This window comes from Streptomyces sp. GL_140, from assembly GCF_057834465.1.
This window is the reverse complement of sequence record NZ_CM174404.1, coordinates 1,007,801-1,026,573: the sequence shown is the minus strand read 5'-3', so window position 1 is coordinate 1,026,573 and position 18,773 is coordinate 1,007,801. Positions and strand designations below refer to the sequence as shown.

Sequence of the window (18,773 nt, the reverse complement as noted above, 5' to 3'; positions counted from 1 at the left end):
GGGCCGTTCGCGCGGCAAAGGCCCGTCGTGCAGGCAGGGCCGTATCCGGCCGCCGTGCCGGGCCGCCCGCGCGAGGTGGCCCCGCGGCGGCCGCAGATTAGCATCGCGATAAGCGGTGGACCAGCGGAAACCGTGGGCCGCAGAGTGGTTGCCGATATCTGAAGCCGTCACCGGGCCATCCCTTCCGAGGAGTACCGCCATGTCGACTCTGCGGGTCACCGTCGAAGAGCTCGCCGTCCATCCACACCCGAACGCCGACGCGTTGGAGCTCGCGCAGGTGGGTCTCTACCGGGCCGTCGTGGCCAAGGATGCCTACCGAACCGGCGATTACGCCCTCTACATACCCGAACAGGCCGTACTCCCGGCCGCGTTGATCGACGAGCTCGGTCTGACCGGCCGCCTCGCAGGCGGCGACGCGAACCGGGTCAAGGCCGTCCGGCTGCGCGGAGAGCTGTCGCAGGGCCTGGTGTGCCGTCCGCGCGCGCTGGCGGACGTGGATCTCGTTCAGGCGGCCAAGGAGGGCACGGACTTCGCGGAGTTCCTTGGCATCACCAAATGGGCTCCGCCCATCCCGACGACGATGGACGGCGACGTCGAGGCCACCCCCGATCTGCTGCCGTGGGTGGACATCGAGAACCTCCAGCGCTACCCGGACATCTTCGAGGCCGGTGAGCAGGTCGTGCTCACCGAGAAACTGCACGGCACCGCTTGCCTGTTGACGTACCTCGCCGAGGAGGGCCGGGTCCTCGTCTCCTCGAAGGGCTTCGGATCCAAGAGCCTCGGGCTCAAGGAGGACGAGCGCAACCTCTACTGGCGGGCCGTACGCGGCCACGGAGTCCCCGAGGCCGCCGCCGGGCTGGCCGAGCGGCTCGGAGCGACCCGGGTCGGGATCTTCGGCGAGGTGTACGGCCGGGGGGTGCAGGACCTGGCCTACGGGACCGACGTGCACACGGCCGAGACGCCGCCCGCGTACGCGGTCTTCGACGTCTCCGCCGAGATCGACGGACAAGTGTGCTGGCTGGACGCCGCGGAGGTCTTCCAGGACGGTGAACTGCCCTTGGTGCCGAAGCTGTTCGAGGGCCCGTACAGCCTCGAAGCGGTGCTGGAGCGGGCGAGCGGACGCGAGACCGTGTCCGGCCGGAGCCTGCACCTGCGCGAGGGCGTCGTCATCCGCCCGGCGGTGGAGCGCTACAGCCCGGTGGTCGGCGGCCGCGCCATCGCCAAGGCGGTCAGCCCCGCCTACCTGACGCGCAAGGGCGGCACGGAGTACGAGTGAGCGCGGAACGGGTCCGCGCACGAGCCGGCGGGCAGGGAACTCCTCCTCGCCCACGGGTTCACCCCGGCGCAGGCCCGCTTCGCGGCCACCCGCGCCTCCTGGTCGGCGACGGGGGTGAGAGTGGACGAACTGTTGGTCAGCGTCGCCGACAAGGTGTGGAAGGGCAAGCGGGTCACCGACCTGGAGGACCTCCTCATCGACCACCTCGTGCGGGCGGCGCCCGGCACGGAGCGCTGGGAGGCGTCCCTCGAACTCGATGCGTTGCTCGCCCGCGTCGCCGATGGCGCCGACGCCCGTCTGGCTTTCCAGGCTGCGCACCCGGTCCACGTCTGACGTCCGCGGCTCCTGTCGAGACGCCGACGCGCGGTGTCGTCCGGTGACCGGTGACCCGTAACCCGCAACCCGGATTGAGGTTCAGGGAGCGACGGGCCCGTGGATGAAGCCGGTCAGCGGTGCGAGGACCTTCCAGTCGAGTGTCTCGTAGAGCGCTCTGCCCTGAAGGGTCGCGCCCAGGAGGCCGGTGGCCGCACCGTTCTCGACGGCCGCGTTGGTGAGTGCGCCCATCACCACCGTCCCGAGGCCCCGGCGCTGGTATGCCTCTTCGGTGACGATCTGGTCGAAGACGCAGGCGGCACCTGTCAGACCGATCTGACCGCGCGCGGCGAGCTCCCCGTCGGCGGCCTGAACGCGCACGCTGATGACACCGCCGACGGTCTCGGTGGTGGCCGTGTAACCGCCAGGCGCGCGCACGGCGGACGGGCGCAGGTCGACGGCCATCAGGAAGCCGGGATCGGTCGGCTCCCACTCGGGCGGGAACCACGGTTCCATGAGGTCCGGTTCCAGAAAGGCCTTGATCCAGGTGGCCGGTTCGGCGGTCGCGCCGACGAGCCCGCGGGCGGTCCCGGCATCGGCGTCGAGCAGGACGTGACGGACCGTCTGGGTCGGCAGTCCGACCTGGATGCTCAGCCCCCACGGGGCGTCCACCGGCGCGGGTGTCCGCCGCGAGACGGTCCATCCGTCCACCCATGCGCGCGCGAGATCCCACATCCGGACACCCCTCCAAGTAATGACTGCAATACGAGTTTGGATATTACACAAGCGCACTGACAATCGTCGGCCGTTGGCAGTCGACCGGGCGCGGACCGGGCCTGCGAACGCGGGCGACTACAGTGCCGTCATGGACGCAACGAGCGAGGTGACCGGGGCGGGAGCCGGGACGGCCCCGACCCTGGAGGACGTGGCGCGCCGCGCCGGGGTGTCCCGGGCCACGGTGTCGCGCGTGGTCAACGGCGTCCGCAACGTGGACCCGGTCATCCAGCAGGCGGTGCAGCAGGCCGTCGCGGCGACCGGGTACGTACCGAACCGGGCGGCCCGCTCGCTCGTGACCCGGCGCTCCGGCGCGGTCGCGCTGGTGGTGTCGGGTGCGGGGGCGGACGCCGACCGGGTGTTCCAGGACCCGTTCTTCGGGCGGGTGGTCAGCGGAGTCGTACGGGCGCTGCGGCCGCGTGGGGTGCACCCGGTGCTGATGTTCGCCGACGGGGAGCAGGACCGGGCGCAGGTGCTGGCGTACCTGGCGCAGGGCGGTGCGGACGGCGCGCTGCTCGTGACCACCGACGGCCACGACCCGCTGCCCGGCATGCTCGCGGCCGCGGCCCTGCCCGCGGTGCTCTTCGCGCGGCCCACGCCCCCGGTCCCGCTGGACTGGGTCGACCTGAGGCACCGCGAGGGCGGGGGGCTCGCCGCGCGGCACTTGCTGGCGGGGGGCCGTCGGCGGCTGGTCGCGATCGGCGGCCCGGCGGACGTGCCGGCGAGCCGGGAGCGGGTGGCGGGGTTCCGTGAGGCCCTGCCGGACGGCGGTGGCGCCGCCGTGCGGGTGGCCGAGGCGGACTTCACGCTGGACGGCGGGGAACAGGCGATGCGGATGCTGCTGGCCGAACAGCCCGACCTGGACGGGGTGTTCGCGGCGAACGACCTGATGGCGCAGGGCGCCTGCCTGGTGCTGCGCGAGCACGGCCGCCGGATCCCCGAGGACGTGGCGGTGGTCGGCTTCGACGACTCCGCCGCGGCGGTGGCGGCCCGACCCCGGCTGACGACGGTCCGCCAGCCGGTGGAGGACATGGCGGCGGAGATGGTCCGCCTGCTGCTGGACCGGGTCGCGGGCGTGGTGGCTGCCGCCGACGCCGGATCGACGGGGGTGCTGTTCGAGCCGGAACTGGTGGTGCGCGACTCGGCCTGACGGCCGGCCGGGTCTGTGCCGGTGCCGGTGCCGGTGCCGACTGGGCGACCGATGCGGTCGCAGGCCGCTCGCTCCGCGCGGCTTCGGTCAGCGCCGGTCGGGTAGCGGGTGCTGCGACGAGCGGGGCCGCTGCGCGGATCTCTCCCTGCCCCACCCTTCCACCGTTCCCCGGGCGAAGCCCGGACCCGATGCGAGGCCCGCCCGCGGTGGGCTCCCCGGGTGTCCGCCGGTCTGGGTCATGGTCCGAGCCCCCGGGCCTCGCCCGGTCCGCGCTGATCCGGTTCGACGGTGCGCCCGGCAGGGCACCGGGCCTTGCGGGGAGCCTGGACGCGGGAATGCGCACACGGCGCGGCGGTACGGGTAGGGGCCCGGAGGACGCGCTGCCGTCGCTACCCCCGCTTCGTCGTCGACTCGCCCCGGACCTCCAGGGCCGTCTGCCAGCCCGGGGCTTCCGTGGGGGGTTCCGGTGGGGTGCGGCGGCCGCCCGTGGCGAAGAAGGCGGCCAGGGGGAGGGTGGCCGCGCCCACCGTGACCGCGTCGGGGCCCAGGGAGCCCATGTCGATGGTGACCCTGGCGGCCGGGTGGCGCAGGGAGTACCGGGTCGCGTGTTCCCGTACCGCCGGCAGGATGTGGGGGCCCAGCATCAGGCCCGCCCAGCCGCCGATCAGGATCCGCTCCGGCTGGAAAAGGTTGATGACGTCCGACAGGCCCGCGCCCAGGTACTCCGCGGTCTCGTCGAGGACCTCCAGGGCCACCGGGTCGTCCGCGCGGGCCGCCGCGAGCAGTGCGGCCAGGGCGTCCTCCTCGTGCCCCGACCCGGCCGCCGGGTCCCCGCCCCGCTCCGCCCAGCGTGCCAGCAGCGACTCCGCCCCCGTGTAGGCCTCCAGGCACCCCAGGGCCCCGCACCGGCAGCGCCGCCCCCGGACCTGGACCGTGAGGTGGCCGCACTCCAGCGGGGTGCCCTCGGTGGTGCCCCCGTCCGGGGAGCCGTCGGTGATCAGGCTCGCGCCGACGCCGGAGCCGAACAGCACCACCACCGCGTCCCGCGCCCCGCGTCCGGCCCCGAACCACATCTCCGCCTGGCCGAGCGTGCGGGCCCCGTTGTCGATGATGTACGGGACCTCGCGCGGTACGGCTCCCGTCCCGCGCAGCAGTGCTTCGAGGGGGACCGCGTCCCAGCCGATGGTCTGGCCGTGCACCACGGTTCCGCCGGGCGCGTCGCGGTCCACGATGCCGGGGACGCCGACCCCGACCCCGAGGAGCCGCTGCGTACCCACCCCGGCCTTCGCGAGCACGGTGGCGATCCCGGTCCGCACGTGGTCGACGATCGGCCCGACGTCGTAGCAGCCGCGCGGCTGCAACGGCATTTCGGTACGGGCCAGTTCGGTGAGGGTGAGGTCGAACAGCTCGACCCTGACCCGGGTTTCGCCGACGTCGATGCCGATCATGTGCGCGCTGTGCGGGGCGACGCGCAGCAGCGTACGCGGGCGCCCGCCGTCCGAGTCGACGATGCCGGCTTCCTCCAGGAGGCCGTCCGCGACGAGCTCGCCGACGACGTTGCTGACGGATCCCGAGCTGAGCCCGGTCGCAGGGCCCAGCTCCTGGCGGCTCATCGGCCCGCCGAAGTACAACCGCTGCAGCACGGCGCTGCGGTTGCCCCTCCGCAGGTCCCGCACCGTACGTCCACCGCGCCCCGTGGTCATGTGGCTCCTTCCGCCCCGATATCGATCGCAACATACCCTTGCGCGCCCCTTTGACGAACCACGGACAACGGGCGCCGCGCCGTGCCCGCCGCTCCTCCCGGGGCGGGCACGGCTTCCCGTGGTGGGATGGGGAAGGGGCGAAGCGACCGGTTCAAGGAGAGGCGAGGCGGATGTCCGAAGACCTGGAAGGCACCATGCGGGCCATGGCGTACGAGACGTACGGAGGGACGGAGGTGCTCACCGAGACCCGGCTCCCGGTGCCCAAGGTCGGCCCCGGCGAGGTCCTCGTACGGGTCCGCTGCGCCTCGGTCAACCCCGTCGACTGGAAGATCATGGCCGGTGGGCTCGACGGCCTGATGGACGTCGTGTACCCGGTCGTCCCCGGCTGGGACGTGGCCGGAACCGTCGAGGTCGTCGGCATCGACACGCCCGAGTTCACCGCCGGGGACGAGGTCATCGCCTACGCCCGCAAGGACTACGTGCACGGCGGCACCTTCGCGGAGTTCGTCACCGTGCCGGTACGGGCCCTCGCGCCCAAGCCCGGCTCGCTGAGCTGGCAGCAGGCCGCGGGGCTGCCGCTGGCCGGGCTCACCGCGTACCAGCTGCTGACCCGCCTCGACACCGGCAAGGACGACACGGTCCTGGTCCACGGCGCCGCCGGCGGCGTCGGCTCCCTCGGCGTGCAGATCGCCCGCGCGCTCGGCGCCCGCGTCATCGGCACCGCCTCGCCGCGCAACCACGACCGGCTGCGCGAGCTGGGATGCGAACCCGTCGCGTACGGGGACGGCCTCGCCGACCGGGTCCGTACGCTGGCACCCGGCGGGGTCACCGTCGTCGCCGACTTCGTCGGGGGAGTCCTCGACACCACCCTGGAGGTGCTGGCCGAAGGCGGCCGGCACGCCTCCATCGCCGACCACACCGTGCTCGGCGCGGGCGGCCAGTGGATGTGGGTGCGGCCCGTCGGCGCCGACCTCGCCGAGCTGGGGCGGCTCGCCGACGCCGGACAGCTCACCGTCACCGTCGCCGAGACCTTCCCGCTCGCGGAACTGGCCGCGGCCTTCGAGCTCAGCCGGGCCGGACACGCCGCCGGAAAGATCGTCCTGGAGGTCTGAGTTCCCCAGTCGGCACGACTGCGGACACGACCGCGGACACGACCGCGCGCCGCCCGGGTCAGGTCCGGGCGGCGCACGGGGTTTGGGACGACGTCGGGCCGAGGATCAGGCGTGGACGCCGACATGGAACAGGGAGTGGCCGTAACCGGTGCCGTCGGAGTGGCGCGCGCGGGGCGGCCGTGGTGACGGTGTGCTCATGCGGGAAAGCATGCGGGAGCCCCCTTGGGGGAGGGTGGAGTGCGGGTGGGGGAGCGGACGGCGCGGAGTCCGCTGCCCCGTGGTGCGAGGTCCGCTACGGGAGGCGGTAGTCCGGGCCGAGTACGGCGCCGGCGGCCGGGTGGGTCTCGTCGTAGCCGCGGGCGTTGCACTGCAGGCCGCCCTTGATGCAGTGCTCGACCATCGCGTTCAGGGTCCGGTCGTCCCACGCGTTGAAGAAGTCGTAGTGGAACGTGTGACCGGCGCCGCTGGAGAGCCTGACTTGCGACATGTCACCGCTGACCGGGAAGGCCATCTTGAATTCGACCATCGGCACCGCGACCGGGTGGTCGGCGGGACAGACGTTGTCGTTGTTGCCGGGCTTGACGACCGGATAGGCCATGTGGGCCTTGTGGTCCGGGGTGTCGAGGTTCTTCCCGTCCCAGCAACTGGGCGACTGCATACGGATGTTGAGCTGACTTCCGGCCGGGCAGTTGGCCGGGAACTCGACGTTCTTGAAGCTTTCGCCGCACTCCCAGCCCTCCACCCAGCCCTTGTTGGCGCGGAACTCGGCCGCGGTCTGGGTCGGGCTGCCGACCACGAAGCGCAGTCCCTTGGGGAGGGGGCGCACGCTCGTGTAGTCGGTGACTCCAGTCTTGTAGTAGATGACCTGGGGCCCGGTGGGAAGGATCTTCTGGTTGCCGTTGAAGAGGCTCGGCATCCAGTAGCCGGACAGGTCGCCTACTGCGTTGCAGGCGGTGCTGCCGGCGCTGAGGGAGGCGGTGGTGCTGTTGCCGTCCGTGCCCTTGTTGCCCAGGAAGGTGTGGTCGTGCGAGGCGCCGGGCCGTCCGGCGAAGACGATCGGGTCGTCCGGGGCGGTCCTGGTGACGGCGCAGTTGGCCTGGAACTCGTGGAAGTACCGGTCCGGCGGGTTGTTCCACGACGGGGTCACGCCCGTCACCTGCGGCACGGCCGGGATGTAGCCGTCGCCGTCGGGGTCGTCCCCCGTCGCGATCGGGGCCACTGCGGAGTGGTCCATGTTCATGTGGACGGAACCGGCGTCGGGGGTGGCCTGTGCGGTGAGCGCGGTGGCGCCGAACCCGGCGGCCGCGGTCACGGCGACGGCCGCCGAAACCAGTAGCGCGGACAGGGTCCGCGGTCGGAGTTTCATCGTCTGGATTCCTTCGGCTGGATGGGTGGACGGGTGGGTGGGCGGATGGGGTTGGGCGGGGGTCGAGAGGGGTGGGAGAGCGCTCTCTCGGATGGCCCGGAGAACGCGGGACGGCCGGTGGCCGCCCCGCGATGTCCGGGAGTCAGTGGTCGATCGGTCGGTAAGCCGATCAGCCGATCAACCGATCAGGGGAAGGAGACGACCGTGGACGGGGTGGTCGACGTGCCCGAGGTCGCCGCGCCCGTGTTGTTGACGACGTGCGCGTACTGGCCGTTGCCGCCCAGTGAGACGACGAGGAGGTCGTGGAACTTCACGCCGGGCTTCACCGGGACCTCGAAACCGTGGTCCTGGATGATCGTCGGGTCGACGTTGTAGTAGCAGTAGCTGCCGAGTCCCCAGCCCTCGTGGGTGTTCACCGAGTCGGCCACCTTGTAGGCCGCGAAGCCCCTGACCGAACCGTTCTGGACGGCGGCCTGGTTGGGGGCGTCGTACGCCTTCTCGTTCTGGAAGAAGATCGTGCGGCCGCGCTCGCCGTTCCACTCCACGTCGAACTTGTTGAAGTGCTCGACGAACAGCCCGGTGGCCAGTACGTCGTCGCCGTTGACGCGGAACCCGTAGTCGGAGCGGTTGGTCTCCCAGCCCACCCCGTCCCCGTGGTCGGCGCGCCAGATCCAGGTGTGGTCGACGATCGTGCTGCGGTTGTTGATCACCATGCCGGCCGTGGCCTTGCCCGCTCCGGCGCCGCCGACCCGGATGAACACGTCCTGGACGGTGGTCGGGTTGTTGCCGTGGTCCGCGGTGGCGCCGGCCGGGCCGACCTCCAGCAGGGAGGGGGAGTTGACGGTGCCCGCGTCGATCAGGAAGCCGGCGAGCTTGACGCCGTCCACGTCGGCGACCTTCATCGCGGTCACCCCGTTGTCCGGGACGATGGTGGCGAGCCCGAGACCGAGGACGACCGTGTCGGCACGGTTGACCTGGATGGTCTGGTCGACGTGGTAGACGCCGGGGGTGAAGAGCAGGTGCAGGCCCTGCGCCAGCGCCTGGTTCATCGTCGCGGCGCTCGTGCCCGGCTTGACCACGTAGAACTGGCTGAGCGGGATCGAGGTGCCCTGCGGGGTGCCGTTGCCCCAGGAAGTGCCGCGCGCGTTCACGCGCTTGGCCGGGGCGAACACCTTGTACTCGGCGCCGTCCAGGTAGAGGAACGGCTTCTCCCGGGAGGCCGGGGTGGTGTCGAGGGTGGTGTAGCGCGGCTCCGGGAAGCTCTGCGCGGGCGCGCCCTGGGTGCCGGAGAACACCTGGTTCCAGACGCCGTTGGACCAGCCGCCGATGGAGCTGTCACGCGTGTACCACTGCTGCTGCGAGTAGTTGCCGATCTGGCCGTCGATCTTCGAGTCGGCGATGTAGCCGCCCGAGGCCCAGCCGTAGCCGGAGGGAGCCAGGTTGAGGCCGCCCTTGACGTGCATGCGGCGGAACGGCGCGGCCTGCGACACGGCCCAGCGGTCGGTGCCGTTGACCGGGTTGAGCGCGAGGTTCTCGGTCGAACGCCAGAAGTTCTGGGTGGCGTTGCCGTTGAACCAGCCGGCGTCGACGGTCACGTCGCCGTTGATGGTGGTGTCGTCGGGGTTCAGGCCGAGGCCGGAGATCGAGGTGTAGAAGCCGATCTGGGCGTTGAGGCCGTTGTACGTACCCGGCTTGAAGAGGAACTGGTAGCGGCCGGAGCCGAACTGCGCCGACTCCTGCTGGGCGAAGACCTGGTCCAGCTTGGCCTGGATGTTCGGCGTGGAGGGATCGAACACGATCACGTTGGGGCCGAGGTCCCCGCCGCCCGGGAGGGTCGGTCCGGTGCCGGTGGTCCCGTAGACCTGGAACTCCCAGAGCGAGTAGCCGTATCCGGTGGTGCGCTGGGTGCCGTACACGCGGACGTAGCGGGCGGTGCCGGTGACGCCGAGGGTCTGGACACCGCCGGTGGCATTGGTCGTCGAGTAGGCGGTGGACCAGTTGGTGCCATCCGTGGACAGCTCGACGCGGTACGCCTTTGCGGCGGCGGTCTCCCAGTGCAGGACGACCTGGCTCACCTGGGCGTTGGCTCCGAGGTCCACCTGTATCCACTGCGGATCGGAGAACTGGCTGGACCAGCGGGTGCCGTTGTCGCCGTCCACGGCGGCGGAGGCGGGGGTGCCGGCGCCCTCGACGGAGGAGGCGGTGGCGGGCTTGCCCTGGGAGAGGAGCGTGGGCGCCGCGGTCGCGGCGGTGCTCGGGAGGAGCACGAGGAGGGCGGCGACCAGTGCGGCCGCGAGAGCTGCCACGGAGATTTTCGAGGGGCCGCGGCGGGGCGGGACGGGTCGGCGGGGAGGGTGATCGGAGAGGAGGGGCATGCGGGGCTACTCCTGACGTCGGGGATCCGGGGGGATCGAAGCGTGAGTGAACTGCCCCGCCGAAGGCCCGTCAAGGGTTTGAGCGTTCACGAACTGAAGATCAACCGACGTGTCAATCACGCATCAGGCCTGTGAACTTGGGGTTTCTTCAATCCTTGTGAAAAGTATTGACGAAAAAACTTGGCAGGGCTCTACTGAGGCTCTGACCGCTCCGTCCCGCCGTGCCTGCTACGGCGGGGTGGAGCTTGGTCCGGGAGTCTCCGATGTATTCGGGGATTGACGGCTGACCCATGGTCAGAAGTGGCTGTGTGTTCGCTACTTGTCGATGACCGGGCGTACGGTGCCGCCTGCCGGTCCTGTTGTCAGGGGAGGTCGGGAACGGCGCCGCCGTCCGCCCGGTCGACTTCCGTGCCGGAGAGCCCCCGTGACCACGGGATCGTGACGGCGGCCAGGGCGGTGGCCAGGGCGGTGGCGTCCGGCGGCGCGGAACCGAGGCCGATCGCGTACCGGGCCAGGGTCCCGGTCCGCTCGAAGGGACGGGGCCAGGCGTGGACCTCTCCGAAGCCCGCCTCGGACAGGGCGCCGAGCAGCGCCAGGATCCGCCCGCGCATCCGGCCGAGGTTCTCCTCGAAGTCGGCGGGGCGGCACCCCGTCACCGTGACCACGGCCCAGGCGGCATGGCGACGGTGCAGGGGCGGCCGGGCGAAGCCGTCCGCGGCGCCGGCTTCCAGGGCTTCCCAGGCCGCGTACAGCTCCCGGCAGAGCAGGTCGCGCGTCGCGGGTCCGACCTGGGTGGTGCAACTGCGCACGGGCGCGGAGGGGGTGAGGACGCGGACCGGGCCGGAGCCCCCGTCCGGGGCGGTCTCCGGGGCCGCCGCCGCCCCGCCCTGGACCGGACCGGGTGCGGGTACGGCTGCGACTGCGGGCTCGGGAGGTCCCGCAGGCCCCGCAGGCCCGGGCAGGGCCACCGGGGTGTGCCAGTCCCATGCGGCCCAATCGGCGAAGAACTCCTGGAGCAGGGGGACGGGGGCGAGACCGGGCGAGGTCCGCACCGTGTGCGCCGCCAGGACCGCCCAGGCCAGCCCGGGGAGCCCGCCGAAGGGGGCCGAGTCCAGGCCGCGGGAACGGGCCCAGGCCTTCACCTTGCGCGCCAGCCGGGCGAACGCGGCGTGTTCCGGGCCCACGAAGGCCCGTACCGCGTCCGCGTCGCTCACCGCGCTCAGGGCCACCGCCGCGGCCGGGCCGAGCTCCGCCCGCCTGGCCACGGCTTCCTCGGGCGGTACCGACCCGGTGGCCACTAGGACGAGGTCCACGTCCAGCGCGGGCCCGAACGGCTCCGCCGGTCCCCGCTCCGCCGATCCCCGCTCCGGCGGGTCCGCCCCGGCGGGGCCGCGCTCCGGCACGCGCAGGCGCAGCCCCGGTACCCGGGCGCCCCGTACTTCCCGGAGGCGGTCGGCCTCCGGGAAGGCTGCGGCGATCCGTGCCCGTACCTCCGCGAGGCCGGCATTACCCGGCAGGCATGCCACCAGGTCCAGGTCCGCGTCCGGGAGGGCGCAGCCCATCGCTCGCGAGCCGGCCACGTGCAGGGCCGCCTCCGGCAGCGCCGCGGCGATCCTGTCCGCGATCCGCGTCGCGAATCCGGATGACACCGGGTCGGTGCCGGGGCCGCCCGGGCCGCCCGGACCGGCGGCCGGTCGTCGCGTCGGCTCCGGTTTCCGCTGCGCCCCGCCCGCCGAGGGCTCCGCCACCCAACGGACCTCGCCCGTGCCGAGCTTCACCGTCGCGCGGACCTCCATTGGCCCGTCCCCGCGCCGCGACAGCACGGCCAGGGTGTCCACGCGTACCGAACGACCGCCGCCGAGGCGGGCCGCGAGACCGGCCTCCGCGCGGATCGGGTCCTTGCTGCGGCCCAGGGTCAGGTGCGGGGTGTAGCCCTCGCTCCGGCCCCGGCACCCCGGGAACCTCTCCTCCAGGGCTCGCCGCAGCTCCTGCCACGGTGCGTCTCCGGCCGCCGCCGGGTCCAGCCACAGGGTCGGGCCGAAGCTGTGCACACCCTCAAGCCGGGCCGTGAACTCCGGTGTCCGCGCCGCGACTTCCGACAGCTGGGGCAGCGCCGCCTCGAAGGAGGACTCCGGTGCGAACCCGAACAGCAGGTTCACGTGCGCGGGCCAACGTCCCGCCTGCGGATCGTGTTCCCGTCGCACCGCCTCCACCGCCGCGTCGTGCGGGGGCAGCCACGCCACCGCCGTCCGTGCGGTCGGCCGTACGTCGAGCAGCGCAGCCCCCGCTCCGTCCGCCGGCCCGAATTCCAGCGTGGCCCCGACCCCGTAGTGGTCGGAGATGAACAGCCCTTCCGAAGCAGGAGAGTTGCCGCGCAGTGCGGCCTCCGTCACCCGGACTCCGCTCGCGCGCAGCAGGATCCGGTCCAGGCGCGAAGCGTGCCCGGTCAGCGAGCCCACGGCGGCAAGGGGGTTGGCGACCGGGTCGAAGGTGGGAGTCCCGTCCGCCGCCCCGTGCACCTCGTTCCAGGCGTCCCGGAGTCCCAGCGCGGCCGCCGGTCCCTCGGCGCCCGAGCGGCCGTCGTTGAAATCACCGAGCAGTGCGATCGTGTCCGCTTCGACGCCCGCCAACCCTTCCGATATCCGGGTCAGTTCGGTCGCGCGCCGGGCGGCCCCGTTCTCGGTGTGATCGCTCGTCAGATGGGTTGCCGCCACCACCAGCGGCCCGCCCGCTGTGTCCACGGTGACGGCGACGACCGCCTTGTGCGGTCCGAGCGCGTGCGCGCCCGCCTCCCGCACCGGCAGCCGGCTGAGCACCAGGAGCCCGCTCTCGGCCACGTCCCGTCCCCGGGGATCGGCGGCGACCGTGTACCCGGCCCGTACCCACGGCTCGGCGAGCAGCATGGCGAGCAGTTCCCGCTCCACCTCCTGGAGCGCGATCACATCGGCGTCGGCCGCCGCCAGGTCGGCCAGCAGGAGCGGCCTGCGCCGCGCGGTGGAGATGAGCGGGGCGTCGTACCGGTCCCAGAGCGTGTTCCACGTCAGCAGTCGCACCCGGGCGGGAGCCGCCCCGCGCGGCCCGCCCTCGGGCGCCGACCGCCAAGCGCCGTCGCCCGCCGGGTCCCACGCGTAGGGCGTCCGCGCCGTGAAGAACGGCGCCCGCAGCAGCCTCGGATCGCGGACCAGGCCGGCCGCGGTGCTGCCGATCAGGTCGATCCCCGTCGCCCGGTCCCACACCAGCTCGCCGTCGGCCTCGACGAACAGCACCCGGTGCCACGGGACGTCGCCGCCGGGCACGAACGAAGGCAGCGGGACCCGTTTGGGCGGCGCGCCGCGCTGGAGCAGTCCTAGCGTGAACCGCGCCGGGTCGAAGCGGGGGTCCCAGCGGACCTGGTGGTAGAGCTCTTCGCTGGTACGCATCAGCCGGCCTCGCCCGTCGTAGTGATCGTGCCCGCCGTGTCCTCGACGGTTCCACCCGCCCCGATGTACCAGGTCCGGTGGGCCTCGCCGGGGTACGGGGGCGCGAACCGGTGCAGCTGCGAGGTCAGCACGTCCGTCGGTACGGGGTGTGCGCGCTTGGCGTTGCGGCGCAGCAGCTCCGCTTCCTCGACGAGGACGACGGCGTGCGTGACCAGCGCGTTCCGCCGCCGCGCGACCGCACCGGCCAGCCCGCGCTGCTGCCGGGTGAGCGAGGTGGCGTCCCAGACCACGGTTGCGCCGCACCGGGCGGCGGCGGCCAGCGCCGAGTCGAGCCGGTCCAGCCCCTCGCGGAGCACGTCCGCGTTGTCCCGCTGATCAGATCGGGAACCCCGGGCCGTGCGCAGATCGTCGAGACTGATGTAGGCCTCCACCCCAGGCAGGGCGCGGGCGTACGTGCTCTTCCCGCTGCCCGAAGGGCCGGACAGCTGCACCAGCCTGGGGAAGGTTGCGCTGTCCCGCCACCGCCAGGTCGCCGCCACCGCCTCCTCCGGGCCCGTCAGCCTGCCCTGCCCGTAGGCCTCACGGGCCTCGGCCCAGCAGCGGTCCGCCGCGTCGGCGTCGCCGAGACCGGCAGCGGCCAGGGCTGCGCGCAGCCCGGCCCGCAGCGGCTCCAGCGGCGCGGGCCCGAGCAGCCCCGCCTCCTCGGCGCACAGGGCGGACCAGTCGACGGCTTCGGCGGCTTCTGCGGCAGCCACGGCTTCGACGGCCTTCCCGCCTCCGCCCCCACCCGGCGCGGCCGGCACCGCCCTCGCCAGCGCGTGCAGCACTCCCAGGTCGGCCGCCTCCGCCATCCGTACCAGCCCGGCGTGCCGTTCGGCGTCCGGGTAGGGGAACGGTCTGCGCAGCGCCGGATACAGGCCGACGAGGTCCGCGACCCGCCGTGCCGTGGCCATCGCGAGCGGCCCCGCTGCCAGCCGCGCCGCGAGCCGGGCCCGCGGTACGCCGTGCAGCGCGGCCGCCAGTATCCCGGCCAGCCGTTCCTCACCGGACCGCCGCACGCCCAAGCCGTCGATCCGCTCGGCCACTTCGGAGACGAGCTCCCCGACCCCGACCCCGACCCCGGCCTCCGTAAGTACGGGCTCGGCCCCCGTGCCGCCGTCCGCCATCCCCACCGCGCGCAGCAGCCCGGTCACATCCGGTTCCGCGCCCGACCGTACGTCCCACAGCACGGCCGCCGGCCCGAGCCCGTTCGGCACCACCTGCGCGTACATCCAGTGCGTGTCCGTCTGCACATGGCCGCCGCGCACCCACTTGGCCACGCGTCGCCCGAAGTCCGCCCGCTCGAAGCCCGCCACCGTCCGGACGACGTACCCCTCCTGGCGCGCGGTGTCGAGCCGCAGCTTGCGCAGCGCGCGCTCGTCGAAGACGCCGCGCCAGAGCACCCGCGGTGTGGGCACCCCGAGGCCGCGCAGGAAGGCCACGGTCCGGTCCCAGTCCAGGCAGTGGTCGCCGTCCCACACGGAGAACGCGTAGAACCACGCGTCGAGTTCCTCGTACGCCAGCGAATGGCGCGCGTACATGTTCTCCCCGCACACCCGCCAACCGGCCGGGATGCCACTGCCGATACGGCTCTGCAGCCCCTTCACCCAGGCACGCGACGGATGGTGGCCCGAGTCGAGCGAGCGCGCGTGCAGGCCGTCGGCGTAGAGGGTGGTGTTCTCACCGTCGAGCTTCTCGGTGACCACGACCTCCCGCCCGGCGAGGCCGTCGGCCCCTGTGGCCCGCAAGTCGTCCGAGGTCACACCCGGTGACCAGGACAGATGCGTGGTCCGGGGGTAGTGGGTGCGCATGGTCCGCTCCTGCTCGACGACGGTGGTGCCCGGTCACTCTAGGTAGCCGGGCCCGGCCGGGCCAGCGAATATCGGCGCCCGTCCCACCGCGTGCGGGTCAGTACCCGATGGTGAACCGCTTGCCCGGGTGCGCGTCGCGCTCGATCTCGTCGACCAGCGCGACGGCGTAGTCCTCCGTGGAGATCAGGCTGTGGCCTTCGTCGTCCACGACCAGATCGTCGTCGCCCAGCCGGTAGGTTCCCGTCCGCTCGCCCGGCTCGATCCGCGCGGCCGGGCTGAGGTTGGTCCAGCGGACCTCCTCCACCGGCACGGTCCGCAGGAAGTCGAGCGCCTTCCCGTGCGCGTGCATGACGGCGAGGATGGGCTCGGGGATTCCGGCCTGGTCCCACACCAGGGGCCCGCCGGGGGTGCGGAGCGAGCCCGCTCCGCCCACGGTGATCACCCGGGGCCGGGATTCGTCCGCGCCGAGCGCCTGCACGCCGCCGATCAGCGATTTGACGGCGCTGACGAGGGCGCCGGGATCTCCGGGGCCCGGACCGAACGCGCTCACCACGACGTCCTGCCCGGCCGCCGCCTGGGTCACGGACGCGGGGTCGAGGACGTTGCCGCGTACGACCACGGCGGTGCCCGCGTCCGCGCCGGAGGGGCGTGCGGGATCGCGTACGACGGCCGTGACCTGGTGCCCGCGCCCGAGTGCTTCGTGCAGCACCCGGGATCCGATGGTGCCGGTCGCGCCGAAGAGTGCGATCTTCGCCATGGCGACTCCTGGGGGTGGAGGCTGTGGGGACCCCGGCCGGGGCCCGCCGGGCCCATCCAAGCGAATCCCGCCGCCCGCGCCCGGCAGCGCCACGCGGTCGGCACCGGACGGCCGACGAGGGACCGTCGGCAGCGGACCGTCGGCCGCGCACGGTCAGCCGCGCACGGTCAGCCGCGGCCGGTCAGCGGCACAGTGCCACGATCGCCGGGTCCACCGTCCCCCGGGCCGCCGCGCACAGCGGTGCCATGTCGTACGTGCGGTTCGGTGCGGGCCGCGGCTTACGGGGCTTCGCGGCCGGAGCCGCACCGGGCCCGGCGGCGGGCCGAGCGGGCTTGGCCCGCCAGGGCCGGTCCGGACTGTCGGGGCCGGCCTGCCGGTGCTGCCCCTCCGCCCCGCCCCGCCGACCGGACCCGGACCCCGACCCGGACACCGGATTTCCGACCTCCGGAGCGACGGACTGCTCCGGCGCGGTCTCGGGCAGGCGCCCCAACGGCCGCGCCTCCACGGTCGGTTGCGGCGGCAGCTCCGTCCGTACGCCCGTCGGCACCAGTCGCGTCCCGGGCGCTGCGCCCGGCGCGTCCGGCCGTACGGTCACACACCCGGCCGTCAGGGCGAGCGCGACAATGATCAGGGGCACCCACGGTCCCCGGCACGACTCCATGCGCCCACCCTGCCGCACGAATCCCCGGTCTCCCGCACGCCCTCACCCGCACGGGTGGCGGTGGGAACGCCGGAGCGGGCCGGGCCGGCGTGGCCCGCGCGGTGCCCCGTCAGCCGCAGGTCACGCTGTCGCGCGGGGTGTAGGTGGTTTTCATCGTCTGCCGCTTGACCTCTTGTCCGCCCTTGACGAACACCCGGTCCACGGCGACGTCGAAGCCCTCCAGCGGGGACTGCGGCTCGCACTTCGGGCCTGTGTCGGTGCGCGTGGCGGGCGGCTTGACGTTCGTGCGGGGACCCTTGGTCGCGCGTATCTCGTCGTACTGCTTGGTCCCCAGGAAGGTGATGGTGATCGAGGTGTCGGTCGCCTCGGCCTGGATGTAGAGGGCCTTGCCCGAGTCGTTGGCGAAGCGCAGGTCCAGGCTGTCCCAGGCGACGGTGGCCTCGCGGCCCTCCGGGTAGCGCTCGATGTAGAAGGAGTGGGCCCCGTACTCGACGGGCTTGACGCCCGAGAAGAACATCGCGTTGAAGACGGTGGTGGCGACCGCCGAGACCCCGCCGCCCGAAGCCTTCTCGTACTGGCCGTTGTTGATGATCAGGCCGTCGACGAAGCCGTTCTCCTCGGTCCGCTCGCCGACCCGGCCGTTGAAGCTCCACGTCTCGTCGGGCATCACGAGCGAGCCGTCGATCAGCTCGGCGGCCCGGCCGATGTTCGTCGTCCGGTACGGGGCCTTCTCGAACTCGACCGTGAAGGTGGACATCCGCTCCTTGATGCCGAGCTGTTCGAGGGTGTCCTTGGACAGCTTCGGCCGCACGGTCTCCGTGGCGACCTCGCCGGTACGCTCCGCCGCGCCCGTCCGGGTCAGCAGCGGCAGCACGGCGGCGCCGAGGCCCTGTTCGCTGATCCGGCGCCCGGGGGTGCCCTCCTCGGCGACGGCCACCCGCCCGGCGGAGTCCGTGCGCAGCTTGGCCTCGACCGGGCCCGGCGTGGCCAGGCGCAGCGGCCCGGCGAGCTCGGGGTCGGCGAGCAGCGCCTTGACGTCGAGGGCGGGGGCGAGGCGGCCCTGGCCGTCGTCCTCGAGGGAGAGGTGCTCGGCGAGGACGGCCGGGCCGACGGGTATGCGCCTGCCGTCCACGGTGAGGGTGACCGGCGCGGACACCGCGGGCTCGGCGAACTCCTTCAGCGCCCGCTCCGTCTCCTGCTTCCCGATACGGGGCTCCGTGCGCCGGACGGGCAGATCGACGGGCTCCCCGGCCGCGGCGGCGGTCCGGGGATAGGCGGAGCGCAGCACTTCGAGGGAGCCGTCGACATCGAGGGCGGTGCCGGTGACCGGGGCCACCGCCTTGGCCCTGCCCTTCTCGAAGGAGACCGCACCCTCCCGGGCCTGCTGCCCGGTCTTGGCCCCGATCCCGTCCAGCGTGGCGCGGGCCGTCCCCTCGTCGAGCCGGACCACCGGTTCGACGTCGGGATCACCGGAGGAGAACAGCCGCCCGATCACGCTGACGGGGCCGGATCCGGAGCGCGCCGCCCGGTCGGCGGTGGCGCCCGTGTCCAGGGACAGTCCGAGGGTGCCCGGGTGCGTCCGCTCGGAGCGCTCCCCGATCCGCAGCCCCAGCGGAGCCGCTGCGGACGGGCCGAGCTCCCGGTCCAGGGTCTGCCGGGCCTCGGCGCGGCTCATCCCGCCTATGTCGACTCCGCGCACCTTCGTACCGGCGGCGACCTCCTCGCCCGCCAGCAGCAGACCGGCGGCGTACAGCCCACCGAAGCCGAGGACCGCGGCGCCGCCGGCCACTCCCGCGACACCCGGCACGGACCACCGCTTACGGGTGGCCGCTCGGGTGCCCGTACGGCGTGCGCGTCGCATGTCGGGGTCTCTCCTCGCTCCGGTGACGTGGTCGGACCGGCGATTTTTCAGGCCGCCAGTCCGCTCCCGAAACCTACCAAGATCCATGTAACCAGGTAATAAGGAGGTATAGGACTGGTAAAGGAGATGGAGTGCTCTCCGTAACCCTGGAGGCGTC

At 73.1% G+C, this 18,773-nt stretch carries 13 protein-coding genes; 4 read left to right on the top strand and 9 right to left on the bottom strand.

The genetic code is table 11. The features are described from left to right. Positions 1-199: 199 nt before the first annotated feature. Both AC3IYJ_RS04760 and AC3IYJ_RS04755 read left to right on the top strand, forming a co-directional pair. Positions 200-1,276: an RNA ligase (ATP) gene (locus tag AC3IYJ_RS04760; protein ID WP_489400088.1), complete on the top strand. Its 1,077-nt coding sequence runs from the start codon at positions 200-202 to the stop codon at positions 1,274-1,276. 120 nt (positions 1,277-1,396) lie between these two features. After that, positions 1,397-1,609, top strand: coding sequence for a hypothetical protein (locus AC3IYJ_RS04755; RefSeq protein ID WP_489400087.1), 213 nt, complete (start codon positions 1,397-1,399; stop codon positions 1,607-1,609). A gap of 81 nt (positions 1,610-1,690) precedes the next feature. Here the strand turns inward: AC3IYJ_RS04755 and AC3IYJ_RS04750 are convergent, their stop codons facing one another. After that, a complete protein-coding gene (locus AC3IYJ_RS04750; protein ID WP_489400086.1) occupies positions 1,691-2,323 on the bottom strand; it encodes a GNAT family N-acetyltransferase in 633 nt (210 codons plus the stop codon). Between the two features lie 130 nt (positions 2,324-2,453). Here AC3IYJ_RS04750 and AC3IYJ_RS04745 point away from each other — a divergent pair, with 130 nt between their 5' ends. Further along, positions 2,454-3,512: a LacI family DNA-binding transcriptional regulator gene (locus AC3IYJ_RS04745; RefSeq protein ID WP_489400085.1), complete on the top strand. Its 1,059-nt coding sequence runs from the start codon at positions 2,454-2,456 to the stop codon at positions 3,510-3,512. A 389-nt stretch (positions 3,513-3,901) separates the two neighbouring features. On the opposite strand, the gene AC3IYJ_RS04740 is transcribed toward AC3IYJ_RS04745, so the two are convergent. Then, the gene (locus tag AC3IYJ_RS04740; protein ID WP_489400084.1) at positions 3,902-5,215 is read right to left on the bottom strand and encodes an ROK family transcriptional regulator; all 1,314 of its coding nucleotides are present in this window, start codon (positions 5,213-5,215) and stop codon (positions 3,902-3,904) included. Between the two features lie 194 nt (positions 5,216-5,409). Between AC3IYJ_RS04740 and AC3IYJ_RS04735 the strand changes: the two genes are divergently transcribed. Continuing rightward, complete coding sequence (locus AC3IYJ_RS04735; protein ID WP_489402688.1) at positions 5,410-6,327, top strand: NADP-dependent oxidoreductase; 918 nt, start codon at positions 5,410-5,412, stop codon at positions 6,325-6,327. 292 nt (positions 6,328-6,619) lie between these two features. On the opposite strand, the gene AC3IYJ_RS04730 is transcribed toward AC3IYJ_RS04735, so the two are convergent. The 7 genes from AC3IYJ_RS04730 to AC3IYJ_RS04700 form a co-directional block, all read right to left on the bottom strand. Beyond that, positions 6,620-7,693 carry a DUF1996 domain-containing protein gene (locus AC3IYJ_RS04730; RefSeq protein WP_489400083.1) on the bottom strand — a complete coding sequence of 358 codons (1,074 nt, stop codon included), beginning with the start codon at positions 7,691-7,693 and terminating at the stop codon, positions 6,620-6,622. A 185-nt stretch (positions 7,694-7,878) separates the two neighbouring features. Next, positions 7,879-10,068, bottom strand: coding sequence for a discoidin domain-containing protein (locus AC3IYJ_RS04725; RefSeq protein ID WP_489400082.1), 2,190 nt, complete (start codon positions 10,066-10,068; stop codon positions 7,879-7,881). A gap of 362 nt (positions 10,069-10,430) precedes the next feature. Continuing rightward, positions 10,431-13,487, bottom strand: coding sequence for a poly(A) polymerase (locus AC3IYJ_RS04720; protein ID WP_489400081.1), 3,057 nt, complete (start codon positions 13,485-13,487; stop codon positions 10,431-10,433). Continuing rightward, positions 13,487-15,337 carry an RNA ligase family protein gene (locus tag AC3IYJ_RS04715; RefSeq protein ID WP_489400080.1) on the bottom strand — a complete coding sequence of 617 codons (1,851 nt, stop codon included), beginning with the start codon at positions 15,335-15,337 and terminating at the stop codon, positions 13,487-13,489. Before AC3IYJ_RS04715 ends, AC3IYJ_RS04720 begins: the two co-directional genes overlap by 1 nt. Positions 15,338-15,434: 97 nt before the next feature. Continuing rightward, complete coding sequence (locus AC3IYJ_RS04710) at positions 15,435-16,094, bottom strand: NAD(P)-dependent oxidoreductase (protein ID WP_489400079.1); 660 nt, start codon at positions 16,092-16,094, stop codon at positions 15,435-15,437. 181 nt (positions 16,095-16,275) lie between these two features. Then, complete coding sequence (locus tag AC3IYJ_RS04705; protein ID WP_489400078.1) at positions 16,276-16,731, bottom strand: hypothetical protein; 456 nt, start codon at positions 16,729-16,731, stop codon at positions 16,276-16,278. A 133-nt stretch (positions 16,732-16,864) separates the two neighbouring features. Next, positions 16,865-18,616 carry a VanW family protein gene (locus AC3IYJ_RS04700; protein ID WP_489400077.1) on the bottom strand — a complete coding sequence of 584 codons (1,752 nt, stop codon included), beginning with the start codon at positions 18,614-18,616 and terminating at the stop codon, positions 16,865-16,867. Positions 18,617-18,773 lie beyond the last annotated feature (157 nt).

What these genes read in the sequence shown, in the direction of transcription:
- AC3IYJ_RS04760 (WP_489400088.1), top strand. Translation starts at nt 200, where the DNA reads ATGTCGACTCTGCGGGTCACCGTCGAAGAGCTCGCCGTCCATCCACAC.
- AC3IYJ_RS04750 (WP_489400086.1), bottom strand. Translation starts at nt 2,323, where the DNA reads ATGTGGGATCTCGCGCGCGCATGGGTGGACGGATGGACCGTCTCGCGG.
- AC3IYJ_RS04745 (WP_489400085.1), top strand. Translation starts at nt 2,454, where the DNA reads ATGGACGCAACGAGCGAGGTGACCGGGGCGGGAGCCGGGACGGCCCCG.
- AC3IYJ_RS04740 (WP_489400084.1), bottom strand. Translation starts at nt 5,215, where the DNA reads ATGACCACGGGGCGCGGTGGACGTACGGTGCGGGACCTGCGGAGGGGC.
- AC3IYJ_RS04735 (WP_489402688.1), top strand. Translation starts at nt 5,410, where the DNA reads ATGCGGGCCATGGCGTACGAGACGTACGGAGGGACGGAGGTGCTCACC.
- AC3IYJ_RS04730 (WP_489400083.1), bottom strand. Translation starts at nt 7,693, where the DNA reads ATGAAACTCCGACCGCGGACCCTGTCCGCGCTACTGGTTTCGGCGGCC.
- AC3IYJ_RS04725 (WP_489400082.1), bottom strand. Translation starts at nt 10,068, where the DNA reads ATGCCCCTCCTCTCCGATCACCCTCCCCGCCGACCCGTCCCGCCCCGC.
- AC3IYJ_RS04720 (WP_489400081.1), bottom strand. Translation starts at nt 13,487, where the DNA reads ATGCGTACCAGCGAAGAGCTCTACCACCAGGTCCGCTGGGACCCCCGC.
- AC3IYJ_RS04715 (WP_489400080.1), bottom strand. Translation starts at nt 15,337, where the DNA reads ATGCGCACCCACTACCCCCGGACCACGCATCTGTCCTGGTCACCGGGT.
- AC3IYJ_RS04710 (WP_489400079.1), bottom strand. Translation starts at nt 16,094, where the DNA reads ATGGCGAAGATCGCACTCTTCGGCGCGACCGGCACCATCGGATCCCGG.
- AC3IYJ_RS04700 (WP_489400077.1), bottom strand. Translation starts at nt 18,616, where the DNA reads ATGCGACGCGCACGCCGTACGGGCACCCGAGCGGCCACCCGTAAGCGG.